The sequence below is a fragment of the Arthrobacter sp. 8AJ genome (assembly GCF_902506025.1).
In the GTDB taxonomy this organism is placed as follows: domain Bacteria; phylum Actinomycetota; class Actinomycetes; order Actinomycetales; family Micrococcaceae; genus Arthrobacter.
On the sequence record NZ_LR733290.1, the window covers coordinates 71,042 to 86,786 of the forward strand.

13 protein-coding genes are annotated in these 15,745 nt (G+C 61.3%); 4 read left to right on the forward strand and 9 right to left on the reverse strand.

Annotated features, from left to right (window positions below):
- Positions 1-857: 857 nt before the first annotated feature.
- The 9 genes from BACI349Y_RS20020 to BACI349Y_RS20060 all read right to left on the reverse strand — a co-directional run bounded on the left by BACI349Y_RS20020 (position 858) and on the right by BACI349Y_RS20060 (position 12,008).
- Positions 858-2,951: an AIPR family protein gene (locus BACI349Y_RS20020; protein WP_159636134.1), complete on the reverse strand. Its 2,094-nt coding sequence runs from the start codon at positions 2,949-2,951 to the stop codon at positions 858-860.
- Positions 2,948-3,931, reverse strand: a complete 984-nt coding sequence (locus BACI349Y_RS20025) for a PD-(D/E)XK motif protein (protein WP_134165727.1) — start codon at positions 3,929-3,931, stop codon at positions 2,948-2,950. The genes BACI349Y_RS20020 and BACI349Y_RS20025 overlap by 4 nt, the downstream gene beginning before the upstream one ends.
- Positions 3,931-6,750, reverse strand: a complete 2,820-nt coding sequence (locus BACI349Y_RS20030) for a Z1 domain-containing protein (protein ID WP_159636137.1) — start codon at positions 6,748-6,750, stop codon at positions 3,931-3,933. The genes BACI349Y_RS20025 and BACI349Y_RS20030 overlap by 1 nt, the downstream gene beginning before the upstream one ends.
- The gene (locus tag BACI349Y_RS20035) at positions 6,737-8,194 is read right to left on the reverse strand and encodes an ATP-binding protein (RefSeq protein WP_159636140.1); all 1,458 of its coding nucleotides are present in this window, start codon (positions 8,192-8,194) and stop codon (positions 6,737-6,739) included. The genes BACI349Y_RS20030 and BACI349Y_RS20035 overlap by 14 nt, the downstream gene beginning before the upstream one ends.
- A 54-nt stretch (positions 8,195-8,248) precedes the next feature.
- Positions 8,249-9,418, reverse strand: coding sequence for a DNA cytosine methyltransferase (locus BACI349Y_RS20040; protein ID WP_134165733.1), 1,170 nt, complete (start codon positions 9,416-9,418; stop codon positions 8,249-8,251).
- A 234-nt stretch (positions 9,419-9,652) separates the two neighbouring features.
- Positions 9,653-9,964 carry a hypothetical protein gene (locus tag BACI349Y_RS20045; protein ID WP_236561145.1) on the reverse strand — a complete coding sequence of 104 codons (312 nt, stop codon included), beginning with the start codon at positions 9,962-9,964 and terminating at the stop codon, positions 9,653-9,655.
- Positions 9,945-10,277, reverse strand: coding sequence for a hypothetical protein (locus BACI349Y_RS20050; RefSeq protein WP_159636143.1), 333 nt, complete (start codon positions 10,275-10,277; stop codon positions 9,945-9,947). Before BACI349Y_RS20050 ends, BACI349Y_RS20045 begins: the two co-directional genes overlap by 20 nt.
- A gap of 215 nt (positions 10,278-10,492) precedes the next feature.
- The gene (locus BACI349Y_RS20055; protein ID WP_159636146.1) at positions 10,493-11,512 is read right to left on the reverse strand and encodes an ATP-dependent DNA ligase; all 1,020 of its coding nucleotides are present in this window, start codon (positions 11,510-11,512) and stop codon (positions 10,493-10,495) included.
- A 46-nt stretch (positions 11,513-11,558) separates the two neighbouring features.
- Positions 11,559-12,008, reverse strand: coding sequence for a hypothetical protein (locus BACI349Y_RS20060; RefSeq protein ID WP_236561147.1), 450 nt, complete (start codon positions 12,006-12,008; stop codon positions 11,559-11,561).
- 389 nt (positions 12,009-12,397) lie between these two features.
- On the opposite strand from BACI349Y_RS20060, the gene BACI349Y_RS20065 reads away from it, so the two are divergent.
- The 4 genes from BACI349Y_RS20065 to BACI349Y_RS20080 all read left to right on the forward strand — a co-directional run bounded on the left by BACI349Y_RS20065 (position 12,398) and on the right by BACI349Y_RS20080 (position 15,219).
- A complete protein-coding gene (locus BACI349Y_RS20065) occupies positions 12,398-12,829 on the forward strand; it encodes a hypothetical protein (RefSeq protein ID WP_159636149.1) in 432 nt (143 codons plus the stop codon).
- Positions 12,830-12,906: 77 nt separating this feature from the next.
- Positions 12,907-13,257, forward strand: coding sequence for a hypothetical protein (locus tag BACI349Y_RS20070; protein ID WP_159636152.1), 351 nt, complete (start codon positions 12,907-12,909; stop codon positions 13,255-13,257).
- Positions 13,258-13,856: 599 nt separating this feature from the next.
- Positions 13,857-14,870: a DUF4192 domain-containing protein gene (locus BACI349Y_RS20075; RefSeq protein ID WP_159636155.1), complete on the forward strand. Its 1,014-nt coding sequence runs from the start codon at positions 13,857-13,859 to the stop codon at positions 14,868-14,870.
- A gap of 196 nt (positions 14,871-15,066) precedes the next feature.
- Complete coding sequence (locus tag BACI349Y_RS20080) at positions 15,067-15,219, forward strand: hypothetical protein (RefSeq protein WP_015061970.1); 153 nt, start codon at positions 15,067-15,069, stop codon at positions 15,217-15,219.
- The last annotated feature ends 526 nt before the right edge of the window (positions 15,220-15,745 follow it).

A 15,745-nucleotide genomic window follows, 5' to 3' on the forward strand; every position in this document is an offset into this window, starting at 1 on the left:
AGTCGCCTTTTGTGCCGCAGGCTTGAGATATCTCCAAAGGAAACTCCGGCTTGTGCAGGAAAGGTAGAGGTCGATGGCGCGTAATAATCGGAAGAACCGCAAAGACAAATTGTCACGAAGGCCTCAGAATTCAGGCGGCCCGTCCTTCCCAGTCCGTTCTCTGGCATTGATCTTTGCTGCCTACATCGCCAGAGAATTGCCGTCATTTCTGTTTGACGTTCTTCGCCAATGGATCCTTTAGCCACCCCCGACGGGGATATCCGAACGGTCAGGCTTCTGAGTCAATTGGTAACGGGCGAAACTAGTAAACAGGAAAGCCCGCCCTCGCAAGGGCGGGCTTTCCTGGTGTCCGCTTGAGGGCCGCTCGACGCACGACAAACGGGCTAGTGGCCGCGACGTCCGTGAAACTTAAGGCCGTCTACCCTGGGTAAGGCCGACACAGTCGTGTACAAAGAAGCTCTAGCTAGAGGAGATTCAAATGAGCTCAGGTGTCCCTTTGGGTACCTTTCATTGTGTTGAGACCAGGGATGCCGTGGCCCGAACGCGGGACGGGTGGCCTTACTTCGCAGCTAATTCCCGTGGCGTTACCGCAGATGGGCAACCACTGTTTGAGATTCAGTTTGGCGACGGACAATGGATGCTCGCGGTTTTGGCTGATTTGTCATCTTGATTCGGCTTCTTCCATCCCTAATTCGCAGCAGAGGCTCCGTTGGCCCTACTTGCTCGTTTGGTGCTTGGCTACAGGACAGGGCGCTCTGCCCTCGTGAAGTACGAGTCTGCCAGGGGTCGTTCGTGGGTTTTGAGAACTTTGCGTGTGAGTGCAAAGGCTCAGCAGATGAGAATGAATCTACTCCACGCTAATAGTTGTCGGGCCCGATGATTCCGGTTTCGGCCATTCGCTCCAGTAGTCTCAAGAGAACGGCTCCTTGCCGGTCCGAGGGGACCTTCCCCTGCCGAAGACCAAACATCTGCACGAGATCCTTCTCGGTGGGGGACATCGGGACTTGCGCGCGATAGACCGTTTCCCACAGGTGCGGCTTGACGGCAAGGACCCGCTTGACTGCTTCGAAACCAGTGTCGATGGCGCGTTGCTTGCGGTCGTCAGCGGCTTGCCCCCGCGCCTCGTCGGCGGTGACTAGGTCGTTACTAAGGCCACCTTCGAGTCGGACGCTTACCTTCTTGAATCCCTCCCAGCACGCCTGCTGCTTCGCCCACTGGGTTACGTTTGCCTGGGGGCGATTCGGATCGGTTAGGTGCTGCTGTGCCGCGTACCCGATCTCGATGAGCGCCTTGAGTGTCACATCACTTATTATCTGGCGCTGCCAAACTTGATTGAAGTCAAAGTGAGCTCTGCCGAACCGGACCCCAACCTCAAGGGCGAAGCGGGAGATCGCATACGCAACTATGTTCGCGAGATAGCCAGGAGCCGTCTTGTACCAATCCTGTTTGAGCACCTGGGAGCGCAACGTCTCGTACATAATCGCTTTGCCGATGCCTGCCCGGAAGTAGCCGTCTCCGTAGGCGTCCGCCCCCTTGCCATCATCCTTGGTCCACTGCGCATCCACCTTCGTGGCATAGTCGGCGAAGACGGACTGGGCACCCTTGCTGACAAGGTCAGGGTGTTGGTTCCAGCAGTAGTCGTACTTGGCCCAGTCCGTCTTTGTGATGCGTTGGGACTTCGGGTACTCCAGCTCGAACTTCGCCTGTTCACCGGCGGATCCGCGCGCATTACGGTCGTTCTCCCACTGCCCTCGCGCGCGTTCGTAAAACCAAGCGGTCTGGTACTGCTCGCCCTCCTTCGCCGGCGCTTTAAGGCGTCGGCTGATCTGTTCCATGCGGACATGGAACTCGTGCGTGGAGAATAGGTCCGCTGCGCTTATCCTGTTCTGGCTGTTGGCGTACTTGGCGACGGCCTGCACCACAGTTGCCGAGTCAGACTCACTCACCGTTACGAGTTTCATTTGGACGGAAACCTCGTCGATGACGGCGTCGCCCTTATTGTTGCGCAGGAAATGTGCAATGGAGGCGGTCGTTTGGCCGCCGTTCACGATTTGCCAGCGGTCAAGGCTATGGATCGTCATCCCTTCAGGTGAGCGACCGAGTACGACTTCAGTCGCTGTGGTCGTCAGCCCGTTGTTATAAGCCAGGAATCGTGCCGGCTCCTGACTCAGGGTGCTCTGAATGCCGCGGTTCACCTGGCCCCTTGCGCTTAGGAATGTCCGGACATTCGATTCCAGGAGCAGGCTGCCGTATTCGTCGAACACGTCCGCGAGGACCCGGGCTGGGATGACAGCAAGGTAAGTCCGGGTGGTCTCGTCGCTACTGGGGGCAGCAAGACACGGAAGACCATCGGACAGCCACTTCGTGAAGTCGACGCGGATATCTTCACTGCCCCGCTCGGGAAGCGAAGCGTCCAGGATTCGCCGCTGATCCCAGATTTCGTAGGTAGTCTTCAAACCGGCAACGGTGCCACTCTCAATTGTGCGGATGCGGCCGCTCATCAGCCCATCGGTAATGAGGATGACCCGGATTCTGGTGATCTTGTCACCAGCGATCTGCTTCGAGAAGTAATCGGCGTACTCCCATTCGCGCGACGACATCTCCAGGTGCGTCGTCAGCCAGCCGTTAACAGCCGCTTCAATGAATCCGGTCGCCCGTCCGATGGCGTCCTGAGCATCAGTCATCGTGAGCGTCGCATCCCTACCGAAGTAGCGTCCGGCAAGTATCACGAGGGACTGTTCTATGGAATTTTCTGCGTACCCAAGCAGCTCGAGACGCTTCCTTCGCGGGCCGTTGCAGCGAAGTGGCTCGACGTTGAGATCGGCTACGGCTTCCGCATCTTCGAGTCTTCGGGCGAACACTGCGGCGAATGCCTCAATCTCGAAGGCGCCATCGCCAGCTACAGCCTCAACCTTGATCTCGTTGCGAAGGTCATCTGCTTCGATGCTCACGGCATTTCCATATCACTTAGGAGTTCGTTGAATGGGGCCGCGAAGGGGGACAGCCTCAGTAATTCGAGGGAATAGTGGACGTCGACTATCCCAGCAGGAAGGGAAGCCACGTCGAGGTGCGGGAACCCAGGTTTCACTGTAAACCGTCGCCACTCACCGGGCAGGAAACGGTACTTGTCGTACCACTCGTCGGAGAGGTCCAAAGTAAGGGCTTCCAATGCTGCATCCCACTTGTCCGCAGCTCCCGGGCCGGCCGCTGCGACCACTTTGCTAGTTTCTTGCACGTACGCACGGAACGGAATGGCCGCAGTAGAGCCATCCGGCGCATTTTCGAGTGGTAGGACGAGGAGATCGAGCGGTTGATCTGACGGCACGAGTTGGCCCGGGGACGATACGCGAATAGTGTCGGGCGGCTGGTGAGTGGACTTCACCTCGATCCCGCGCCCATTGGCGAAGGTGAAGTCATGCACGCCCAGTCCCGCTTTCGCCCATGGCCCCCGCCAGGCTGTCACGGCTTCCTCCGCACCCATGCCACCGGCGATGATTGTGCGCAGGAACAGGAGTTCCGCAAACGTGCCGCGCACCAGGGCCTCAGGAAGACGACCGCGCCGCTGACCGACGAACCGCCGGTATTCTTCGATCGATCGGATCAGTAACTCGGCACCCTCATCGGTTGACGCCGACGCGGACACTCGATCTAGAACGTACTCGACCAGCTTCAGGAACAGGGGAGGAAGTTCTCGGTCAGTGGAAGTGATCTGGACGTAGTCGTTGTTCCCGCTTCGCGTTGTCTTTACCAAGAAGCCTTGGCCATCGCTGACAACCTGCGAGGGGGTAAGCGACACACGGACCAATAAGGCGGCCCGGCCATTGTCATTGACGGCAGCGAACATGAAGGGCGTTTGGGCAATCATTATCATCCGCCCGCTCTCGCCCGCGAGCACCTGCTCAAACCGGGATCTAAGGAGAGTTGCATCCATCAGACGTCATTCTCGTCGACTTCGTCGTCACCCTCGTCTTCAACGAAGCCGTTGTAGGCCCGCCAGTAGACCTGGTTGACTTGGTAGGTCTTGGAGTCGCGAGTTGCTTCCTCGATCTGTTCCTGACTCATCTTCGGGAACGCAATCGCCACCGCGACCCGCGTCAGACCTGCTTCAACCTGCGAGAGATCTGAGGAGTCCTGCGGGGCCGCCGGTTTTTCAGCAGTCACGGCGTAGATCATGAGGATCGGGTGATTGATCCAAGCGAGCGTGCGCGCTTGCGATGACATCGGCTTCCCGCCCCTTGTGAAGCGAGGCTCTGCCTGCATCGCCTCGCGCTCCGAGGGTAGGAGCGATCCGACCACGTCGCCCGCGGTGGATACGCGGCGGCGGTCGAGGCGGATATGCCGATCCAATCGGCTACGCCCCATCTTGTTTCGGACGCTCATGGTGACTTCAAAGTCTTTAGCGAATTTGTAAGGTTTCCCTTCGCCACTACTCACCAACACGACGCTCCAGCGATCACTTCCGGGCGCAACCGTGAAGGCATCTGTGATGGGCAGAGTCCCGTCGGAACCCCTGCTGAAGGGCTGGGTGGCTGGGCCTGGCGCGCCCTGAAAGGTCTGAAAAAAGCCCAGCACGGTGTCGAGGGGTACGTTCTGCCATGCGGCGAAACCGCCGCTCGTCTTCACCGCCTCGTCAGCCCCGAGCTGGTCTATTAGTGACGCGACGGCTGCCTGATTTGCCCGGTCAACATCATCGTCGCCGGTAAGGTCATAGGATTCCGCGAGCCGGTTCTCCCAGACAATTGGCCCGATCTCGACGAACTCGGTGTCGCGCCCCTTGTTCTTGGCCACGATATCGACGCTGTCGGGATGGACGCGGACCCGCAGTCCGAAGTCTTTCGGCGTGAGGCCGCGGGCTTTCATATCGATGAGTGTCTCCCGCAGTTCATCGGTAACTTCTGCGGAGTGGATGAAGTCCGCGCGGGTCGTTTCTGGCATCCAGATGCGCACAAGGTCATCGAAGCGGGGGCGGTAACCGAACCAGCGCCCCATCTGCATGAGGGTGTCCATCGTACGAGGTTCGCGGACGAAGTAACTCACTTGGAGGCCGTCAAGGGTGAGGCCGCGGGAGAGGATGTCGCCGCCAACGACGACCTTCGGGACGAGGTCGTCGGCTTGCCGCTCGGCGACAGTCATCAGCTTCCGGCGCTTCGCGCGCTCCTTCGCAGTGTCGCCGTTGATGAGGTCGACCCGGAACTCTGGGGCGATCTCGACGAGCTTCTCCGATACCTGATTCCATTCGACGTCGCTCACGTTGGCGAAGTGCACGTCCCAAATGTCCTGAACCCTCTGGGCTGCGACGCTTCTGGTTGCAGCCTGCCGGGCGAACTCGCCAAGGATGATGGCGGCTGTCCGCCGGAGGAAATCGTCTACCAGCTCCGAGACCTGGCGTTCCACGCTTTTGAATCGAGAAACGTTGATGAGCATCGACGCGGCCTTGACCCTCTGGTCGCGGAGGCGGCGCACGGCTGTCCCGAGAAGGAACTCGATTATGGCGGTCTCCATCGACTCCGGGAGCGCGCTGACAGGGTGGTGATTCTTGTGTTTGATCGGGATGATTTCTAGACAGTCATCGACTTCGGTGGTGATCGCCGCGTGGCCGACCTCGGGGAAATACGTTCCGATTCCGCGGTATGTGGTCGGCGGGGACATGACTCTGATGTAGTCGCTGGGGAACAGGTCGTGTAGCACGGTCCCTGGGCCGTCCGCTACTGGCTCCCCACGCTTCGGCTTCTCGACGAACTCGAATGATGCCTGGTCGTCGATGAAGATGTTGGCAAAAGGAGTGGCCGTAATCGCCAAGTATGAACTGCGAGTCGAGATATCGAGGAGTGCGCGGATCGCCTTGTTGACGCTTGTCGGGTCTGCTTTATCGCGTGTGTTCGGGCTTCCCCAGTCTGACTCGTCGTCCACCACGATAAGGGGGATGTCCAACCGACCGCCTGGCGCCTGGCTCTTGATGTACGTCCGGATGTTATCCAGGAGTGAGGGGGTCTTTTTGGTGATGAATACTGTCGGGAGTCCGCCCTCAACCCAGGTGATACTTGAACCGCGCTTTGACTTTGAGAAGTCGTGTCGGACGGTGGTCATCAAGTGGGCGCGGAGGCGGTGAATCTCACCGACACCTACGTTCCGGATGGCGGCATTGCTGATGCCGTCTTCCCATGTTTCCGAATCAATCCCGAGCAGGTCGGTGTCGAATCTCGTTTGTGTTTGCTGCCGTAAGTCCTCGGTGTGGCCGCCGATCACGATGATCACCTGGTAGCCATAGTCGAGTGCCTTGTTGAGGACGCCGAGGTAGGTGGCTGTCTTTCCGGACTGAACCTCACCCATGAGAAGACCGCGTCGGGGCCAGGTCCCGTCGACCTGCATCGGATTGCCTAGCAGCTCGACAATATCGTCGGTCTGCGAGTCGAGCGTTCTGATGACGTTCGCTTCCCAGTCCCGGGTGACGAGCAACTTCTCGTACGCGTTCCAACGCTTTGTCTCGACCTCTTGCCGGCGCTGCGCTATCCAAGGCCGGAATGTTGCGGGGTCGACGATTGAGTCGCCCAGCGCCATCTCCACCGCGTTCTCCTCGGTCAACTCCTGGAGGACTTCGCCGATCTCGATCGGGGTGAGGTCCTCGAAAAGCAAGGAGGCAAGCCCTGCGGCCTTCGTCTCCAGTTCGTCGAAAGTCAGCGGACGAACTGTGTTGAACAACTGATCCTTGAGGTACCTCTTGAAATCGGTTTGACGGTCATTCAGCGGCATCGGCGTCCTTCCAGACATGATCGACAAGCGTATTTAGATCGGCAAGGCTGTTGAAAGGCTCGACGCCAGCCAGCTGAGGCACGGCGATTTTGGGGTCTTCGCTAAGCAGCCCTGACCGTCGAATGTCCCGGAGGCTCGTGATGATTGCCTCCTGCTCAGGTCTCGGGGTGATCGAAGGGGCGTTGGCGGCGACCTCGACGTAGGCGTCCATGAGTGGAAAGGTACTTGCGATGGTCTGCAACAGGCCGACTACTCGTTCGGCGTCATCGGTGTCGAGACGGGACAGGACTGACTCGACGAGGGGACTTTTGAGATTCACCTCGTAGCCAAAGCCATCACGGGTCTTCAATTTCGTCCAGACGTGAGCGACTTCCGTGTTCTCCCGCCTCCCTCGAAAGGTGTGGACCCTGCGCCCCCGGTTGAGGATCGGGTCAATGAGTTGTCGGAGTCGCAACTTGAAAGACTGGGGTGGCTCCGCGCGGGACTTCTTGATATCTAGTTGCCAGAGCGCGTCCAAGGTACTCGGCACATCGACCTGGACGCGGGTCTGCTTCGACAATTCGTTCATGCGTGCCAGGCCGTACCAGTGACCGTGCGAGATAAGCCGACGGTTCCTGTACACGTAGAACCCTTGTGCCTCGCGCATTCCGTCAGCGAGGTCTGGCCGTTGTCGTTCCCCGGGAGTAAGGCCAGAGGGGTGCGGGAGGGTGAACCCTTCTACACGCACCTCGTCGCCGCCTATTAGGAGGGTCTCCGGTGCGGTGCGCTGAGTCTTCGGATTGTCGGATAGGAAAGGGTCAATCGGCCGCAGGGTGATCCCGTTGACCGTGATGCTGATACGGTCGCGTCGATCAGCGAGAAACCGATGGAAGACGAGTGCGAGATTGGAACGGACTCCGCCGAGCCGTTCGGCGAGAAAGGCGCCTGGCGAGGTTGTGTCGCCGAGTAGGAGGTCCAGTTGGTTCCAAAGTACGAGTGTCCCGCTGGGCTGAGCATCAAACTCGGCCCACAGGGGCAGGTCGTTGAGGTCAGACTTATCAAGGACGATGAGGAGCCACTTACGCGATTTGCGGACGAAATCAATGTCCCAACGTAGCGCCGTGACCACGCCGGCACGCTTAGTGATTACGGTTAGGCAGCGTGCCTGTGACAGCGATGCTGTCTTCAGGCCAAGTCCAAAACGACCGAGATCTGACTCTTTCCGGTCTCCGACGTCGCCCGCCAGCCGCAATGCCTCGCGAGCTTCCGTTGCGGTCATTCCGCGTCCGTCGTCCAGGATCGCGAGGTATTTGCCGTCGACAACATCTGCGTCAATGACAATGTGGTGTGCTGTTGCCGTGACGCTGTTGTCGATGAGGTCCGCGACAGCTGCTTCGAGTGAGTAGCCAACAGAGCGCATGGATTCGAGCAAGTTGACGCCCGGCTCTAGGATCTCCGGATCCATTTCCCCCCCTTGGTTCATCGGCTACTCGTAGTAGTCAGGCAACCGATGCTCCGGTTACCTCGTCTTCGTCTGTTCTGATTCAAGAACCTTGGTGAATTCGATGTTCGGTTCTATTGAGGGGTATGGGATTCCCGCGAATGACTTGAACAGCGCAGTAAAGATGGCCTCTGCAGCCTTCACCGGAACGGCCATTCCGACCTGTTTCCTGACGCTTTCCTTAAGTCCCTCGAAGGCGAAGTCATCCGGGAAGGACTGAAGACGAGCCCTCTCACGATTCGTCAATGCGCGATCCAGCACCCAGTGATAGATGTAGGAACCACCACCCCCGGCCCCCGTCACTGTGTACGCAGGCTTGTCCGGATCCAGTCGTTTGTAGGTTGTGCTGATCGTCGTGCGCGTCTTGATGTGGAGTCGCTCGGGCATCTCCTGAAGAGCACGCGGAGAGAAGGCGTGCTCACCCGGTAGCAGGTAACTTAGCCGCTCGGCGACGTTTGCAGACGGACGGACAAACTGGTGATTGGGGGCGCTCAGAGGGATCGGTGGAACCGTCAGAGCAGATTTCGCACTTACGTCGATGTCGTTATAAATTTCCGGCGACGGAACGCGGAAATCGGTCTGAAGATCCTCGCGGATTCCAACGATGACTATCCGTTGGCGTCGTTGTGGAACGCCGTACTCGTCAAACGAGTAAAGGTGCGGGACGATCCGATAGCCAGGGCCATCGTCGGGCGCCTGAAGGTGCTCCAGAATCTGTTTGAAAGCCTTGCCCTCGTTCGCTCCGCGAAGTCCTGACACGTTCTCGGCGACGAACCATTTCGGCTTCTTCGAGGCAAGGACCTTTACCCCGTAGCTGTACAGCGGGCCGTAGTCGCCGCGTAGTCCCTTCCATTCCCCGACAAGGCTGTAGTCGTTACAAGGGAAGCCGAACGCAAATCCGTCGATCTCTCCGAGGGCCTCAATGTCGAGAGTGTGTACGTTTTGATGGACGACACCCCCGCCCGCCGCCGGAAGGTCAGTCGCGGATTCAACTAGCTTGGCGTCATCGCCATACTCAGGTACCAAGATATTCCGCTTATAAGTTTTGCAGGTGTCGAGGTCATAGTCGTTCGCCCAGGCGTGCTGGAGCGCGACACCTTCGACGGCCTGTGCAGCAAGCCGCGCACCGAGTGCCATGCCGCCGGGGCCGCTGAATAACTCACCCATGCGGTAGGTCTGGCTGATCATCTGCGTTGTTCCTTGGGGTCGGATTGGAGGGGAGCGCGACCATCAACCGTTATTAGCCCGGTTGACAACGCCACAGCCTCCACTAGCAACGCCACCAACGCAATTCAGTGCTGATTCTGCAACATCGCTTCCCCGCAAGTGTATTGGTCTTGACAGACATTTAAACATGGCGCCCGCTGCATGGTCGTGAACGACACATGTGATCTGCCCAGCTGCTCGGTGGAAGCCCAAGGTCTAGTTGTCAATGATGGCCTCCAGCAGCCACTGTTTAGATAGGGGATCGCGCCGCAGTTCGAAGGTCCGTAGCGGCGAGTTTGACCCTAGGCGGACCTGCACGCGCCAGTATTCGATGTCCACGACGTTCCCTACGCCGACCGGAACGGTCCGCTGTGTCTTCCACCAGGAGTCCCTAGTGAACCAGTGCAGCGGCTCTGCCGCGACTGCCCATACGCGCCCGTCGTAGCGGACCGCGAGGGGACTGCCGGCCGCGGTGAACCGGATGTCCACGGGGGCGTCGAGGGTCTTTTCACTTACTGTTGCTGTCACGGTTGGTCCGCTCTCCCAAATTCCTGTTCATCATTTCTTCCCGGCGGGTGACCGCCGAGCTCCACACCCAGGTCCGGTACGTGACCGGCCCGTCCTTCCACGTCACTTCGGCGGCCTTTGCTGTCCACGCGAACACTTCCCCGTTCACGAGCTCTGCGCAGTTCGGGAACCGGATCCAAGCCTTCACCGGGATCCCCGGATACCCGTTCTTTGCCGGGAAGTGCTCAAAATCGAGTTCTTCCACGGTCAGCCCGATCGGGCCGGCCCATCGCGCGTACTGCGCTTGCAGCCCGGCAGCTTGCTCCGGTCCCATAACACAACCTTAGAACATATATTCGAATAGACACGCCACTAAAAAGCGGCTGTGCAGCCGCCAGATTTCATTGTGGAGGAGGGGTACGACAAAGCACGTTCTTTGCCAATCGCAGCCGGAACCCGGAGCGGGTTATGCCCATTGTGGGCAGGTGGAGACCGGAGGATGAATCTCAAAGCTGTCCACACTGGGTATAACCTGCCCCAGCGCCGTCGTCAGCGGTGCCTGTTGTTCAGTTCAGGGGGAACCCTGACCTCTGCAGGGTCCAGCTCCGGCCTGACACGCTTCCACGTGACGGGGTGCCGAAAGGACGTGCCGGACCAGGCGACGTCGGCAGAGACCTCGACCACGACTGGTTCGACCAATGTCAGCCGCACGGGGCCTTTTTCCTTGCTGAATCTGTTCAGGGAGGACTCGCTGATCTCTTCAGGCCAGGGATGCCCCGGCCCGGCGGGGTGGAGGTGCCGGCTCAGTTCACGCCCGGCCTTCGTGGACAGGACGGTCGAGCGGCCGACAATCTTCAGTTCGCCGCCGATGGGCAGGCCGGCGATGAGGGCCTGTGGTTGGGCCACGGACCCGATCACGGCCGCGCACACCACGTCCCAAACATCTTTGTGCTTGAGCTTCGACCAGATCCTGGCGGCCTCGTAGGGCTGGGAACCGCCCTTGAACACGAGTCCTTCGATTCCTGTCGCGGGAAGATCCCGCAGCCAGGTCTTCGCCAGGTCCATGTCCCTGGTGATGGGGGAGAGGTGCAATGGTGCGGACCAGTCCCGGGCGAGCTCCTCGAGCAACTGCCGGCGCCCTGTGAAGGGCACACCCCGGGTGTCCTGCCCTGCAACGGCCAGCACATCGAAGGCCACGAACGTAGCGGGCAGCTCATTGGCCAGGGCTGGAAGCGCGGCCCTGGAGGTGACCATGCGCTGCTGTAGCGCCTCGAAATCCAGCCGGTCCCGGTTCCAAATGACTGTTTCACCATCCAGGACCACTCCGGGAGGCAACTGCTCCGCAAGAGCGGCAGCTGCGTCCGGCAGGATTCGGGTAAGTTCCTTGCCCTGTCTGGACCACAGCGTCACCGTGCCGCCGTCATTAAAGGCGGTAGTGCGGAAACCGTCGAATTTGGGTTCGGCGGTCAGGCCGCCGGGCAGTGCGTTGGGGCCGGGGAAGGCCTTGACGAGTTTCGCCAGGGCAACCCCGACCGGTGGGTGCAGCGCTGGCGGAAGTGACTCGGCCATGGGCCCAGCCTAAGCGAGAAACCAGCACGAACGTCCGTGCAGGCTTTTACTTGGCCGTAGGACCTTCCGTAGCAGCGTCCTCCGCATCGACGCGGCGCAGTAATGCCACCACGCTCCGCACAGCTGCCGGATCTTCCTGCCAGGGCTTCCCGCCCCGTGAGCAGGCATGAAACCCGGTGACAGCTGACTCTTTCGCCGCCTCGGCGAGTTCGGCCCACGCCGCTTTCAGATCTGCCACCTGCTCAGGAGTCAACGGCTCCTGTTCCTTCGGCTCAATGGCCGCTGCGAAGGCGGGGCGACCAGCAGCCGTCGCCGGCTTGCGCCGACGGGCGAACCAGCTCCACAGACCCATCGGCTTTCCCTTCGTATCAATACTCCAATGACCGTCCAGGGCAAAGCAGAGGACCGCAACCGGTGGGAACGGGCCCTCTGCCCTGGGTGTAAACATCCTGCTGCTTACGCCTTCGAGCATGCCATACCGGTAGTGATGGTGCATGCTCGCAGGGCTCGCACCCGTTTGGGCGTCCGCTGGCGCGGCCGGCTGTGGGGTCCAGTGCCGGCTCCGCAGGGCTCCGCCGTCCCTGGCCCTGTGTTGTCTGCGACGCCTTTTGGCTGCTGTCCTGACGGATTGTACGTGTCCGCTCCGGTCGGTCTAGCCCCTCCTTCGTCGGGGCCTGCAGGCCCCAGAATCGGCTCCGGCGCTCCTTCGTCGCTGATTTCCTCCGCAGATTCCGCGGCCCTTGCCCTGTGGGTAGACAGGCCTCCGTCGGCCACAGCTCCGCAAGCTTCGCCAGCAGCCAAAAATCAACGGGGGGAGAGGGGAGCTGGCCGGTCACCTGAGCCGCCCCGCCCGCCAACCTTTCGGCAAAAAAGGAGCAACACCACATGAATGCAGTCACTAAGAGGACCGTGACCACCGTCGACACCGGCGAAACGGTTCACGATGTGCCCGTGCTCGTCGATTACCACATGAACGACGGTTACGACTGGATGGACGTCATCAGTGAACACGGCTGGGCCGTGATCCCCAGCTGGGGGTGTGACGGCTGGGACCTGGGCCAGTGGCCGTACGTCATGGTCGCCGGAATCCGTACCGCCGACGAGATCGGGAACCTGTTCGGCATGGCCACCTACTGCGAAGGCGATGTACGAACGACCTTCTATCGGACCAAGGCGAGGTTTTGGACCGCAATCAGTGAGCAGGCCTTCTTCCACTGGAAGAACGGGCAGGCCCACGGCCCGGATGACCTGCCGGAGGCCGCCGCCGAACTGCCCAGCCGGTACCGGATGCCCTGCATCCTCGCGGACGCGGCCTAACCAGCACTGACAACCGCTGTACTGCCCGGTCGGAGCCGGGCAGTACAGCGGCCCAACGACTTCAAATGAGCCAGCACATGAGCAACGACACCACAGCCCCCAAGGGAATCACCGCCCTGATCTACCGCGACGCCCTGAGCACGGACTTCTCGAACCGGGGCATCTCCGCCCGCGTCATGGAAGTAACCGTCATTGGCGAGGGCATCGACCCGGTTTTCGAGCCCACCGAGGAACGGCCCGCCGTCCGGCTCGTCAAAAACGAGCACTTCCACCGCGAGACCGTGATTCACGCCGAGCCGGTCACCCCGGAAGGTGAACCTGCACCGTGGTACATGTTCGGCGGCACGTTCATCTTCAGCAGTGACGCCAGGTTCCGCCGCGCAGCCGGACACTACGGCGCCGTCCCGCTGCACGACCGCCGCGAATAGGACCGAGGGTGGCCGGTCTTTCGGGGCCGGTCACCGCGGGCGGTCCGCCGTCGTGGCCGGCTTGTCCTGGTGGTTGGCCGCGGCGGACCGCCCATCCCGCAGCAGCCAGGTGCCGGGCGGCGGCCGCCGGCGGCAAGCCAAAGGTTGACGGTGTCGTTGGGTTGTTTCTGGCCCGGGGTGGAAGGGCAGGCTCGCCGGGCTCGCCCTGGTTTCCGCTGCGCTGCAACCAGTTGAAGGGCGTCCGCTGGCGCGGCCGGCTGTGGGTCCCGTGCCGGCTCCGCAGGGCTCCGCCGCCCCTGGCCCTGTGTTGTCTGCGACGCTTTTTGGCTGCTGTCCTGACGGATTGTACGTGCCCGTTCCGGCCCCTCTAGCCCCTCCTTCGTCGGGGCCTGCGCCCCGAAAAAGTCTTCTCCGGCGCTCCTTCGTCGCTTATTTCCTCCGAAGATTTTCCGGGTCTTGCCCTCACGGGTAGACGGGCCTGCACGGGCACAGCTCCGCAAGCTTCGCCAGCAGCCAAAAACAACGGGGGGAGAGGGGAGCTGGCCGGTCACCTGAGCCGCCCCACCCACCAACCCTTTCGGCAAAAAAGGAGCAACACCATGAACGACTTCATCAAATTCACCGGCCCGGCCGACGTCCTGGCCTTCATTCCGCACACGCTGGGACAGACCCCCACGGAGTCCTTTGTCGCCCTGACCATGCAGGGCAACAAGATCGGCGCGACCCTGCGCGTGGATGCCCCGTTCGGGCAGGACCCGGTCGGTTACGCCCAAACCATCGTCAGCTACCTCACCGCTGCCGAGGCCGCCACCGGCAGCCTGCTGGTCATCTACACCGATGAGAGCACGATCGACGGCAGCAGCCCCTACGCCGGGCACGTGCAGGCACTGCGCACCGAACTGGAAACCGCCGGAATGCCCCTGCAGGACGCATGGCTGGTGACCTCGAAGCTGTGGCGGAACTACCACTGCACGGACACCAGCTGCTGCCCCGACCAGCCGCTGGATGCGATCACCACCAGCAACGGCAACGCCGCCCTGATCTACCGGGGCAGCGCCGTGACCGGCTTCATCGCACCGACACCCTTCACCGGAGACGAGACGGCCCGCGAGGCTATCACTGCGCACAAGCCCGACGGCTGGCCCGAAGACCTCGAAGCCAGCCGCGCTGCCTGGGCCAAGGTGCTCGATGACCCCAAGAGCCTGACGACCCAGACCGCGCATCAGCTGGCAGGAGCGTTGCAGCACCCCACCATCAGGGACTACATGATGGGCGACATCGTCCCGCACGCCCCCGAGCAGTTCACCTCCGTCATGCTTGGTGTGTTCCTCACCCGCCCGGACTGGGCGCGCGTGGACACAGCGCAGGAAGTCGCGTTCGAGCTGATGAAAGCCACCCCGGAAGGGCAGCGCGCCCCCATGTTGTGCCTGATCGGCTGGCTGGAATGGCTCAAAGGACAGTCCAGCTTCGCCGCCCGGTACTTCAAGCTCGCGCTGGAGGACACCGCCGGGTACCGGCTGGCGGAACTGCTGGGCGAACTGGTCAACCGCGGCCTGCTGGCAGACTGCAGCCGCGATCCGAAAAAGGCCTATGACCGCCGCCTGAAGCGCTAGCTTCGACAGGGCCGGACTCCACCACTGAGGGGTCCGGCCTCCCCGCGGGTCTTCGCCAGGTGCGCGGCGGCCTCCCCCGCTTCGCTCCGCCGGCCGCGTAAACGCTGCGCGGGCGCCGCGACTTCCAGCCAGCGCGCAGGAACTGCCGATACTGTGAAAGGACACCGCCGTCCCGCACAGCCAAGGAGTCCCGAGCGTGGCAGATCAATTCCGCATGACCGAGGACGATACCGTTGCCCCGGACGCGAGCCCCCTTGAAGACATCCTGGAACTGAGCCTGCTCACCGCAGGCCCAGCCACCGGCCCGGTAGATCGGCCAAGGAAAGACCACCGACACTACGAGCTATAAACGCACTGCAGCGCTGACGCTGCACCACAGATTTCCCTTTTGCCGAGGGAAATTCAGGAAGGCCGGCACGGACAGTGCCGGCCTTCCTTCATGCGCGCATGCATGTAGCTGTGGACCGGGGGAGTGGGTGTTCGCCAGGGCTCACACCGATAAGGGCGTCCGCTGGCGCGGCCGGCTGTGGGTCCCGTGCCGGCTCCGCAGGGCTCCGCCGCCCCTGGCCCTGTGTTGTCTGCGACGCTTTTTGGCTGCTGTCCTGACGGATTGTACGTGCCCGTTCCGGCCCCTCTAGCCCCTCCTTCGTCGGGGCCTGCGCCCCGAAAAAGTCTTCTCCGGCGCTCCTTCGTCGCTTATTTCCTCCGAAGATTTTCCGGGTCTTGCCCTCACGGGTAGACGGGCCTGCACGGGCACAGCTCCGCAAGCTTCGCCAGCAGCCAAAAACAACGGGGGGAGAGGGGAGCTGGCCGGTCACCTGAGCCGCCCCACCCACCAACCCTTTCGGCAAAAAAGGAGCAACACCATGAACGAC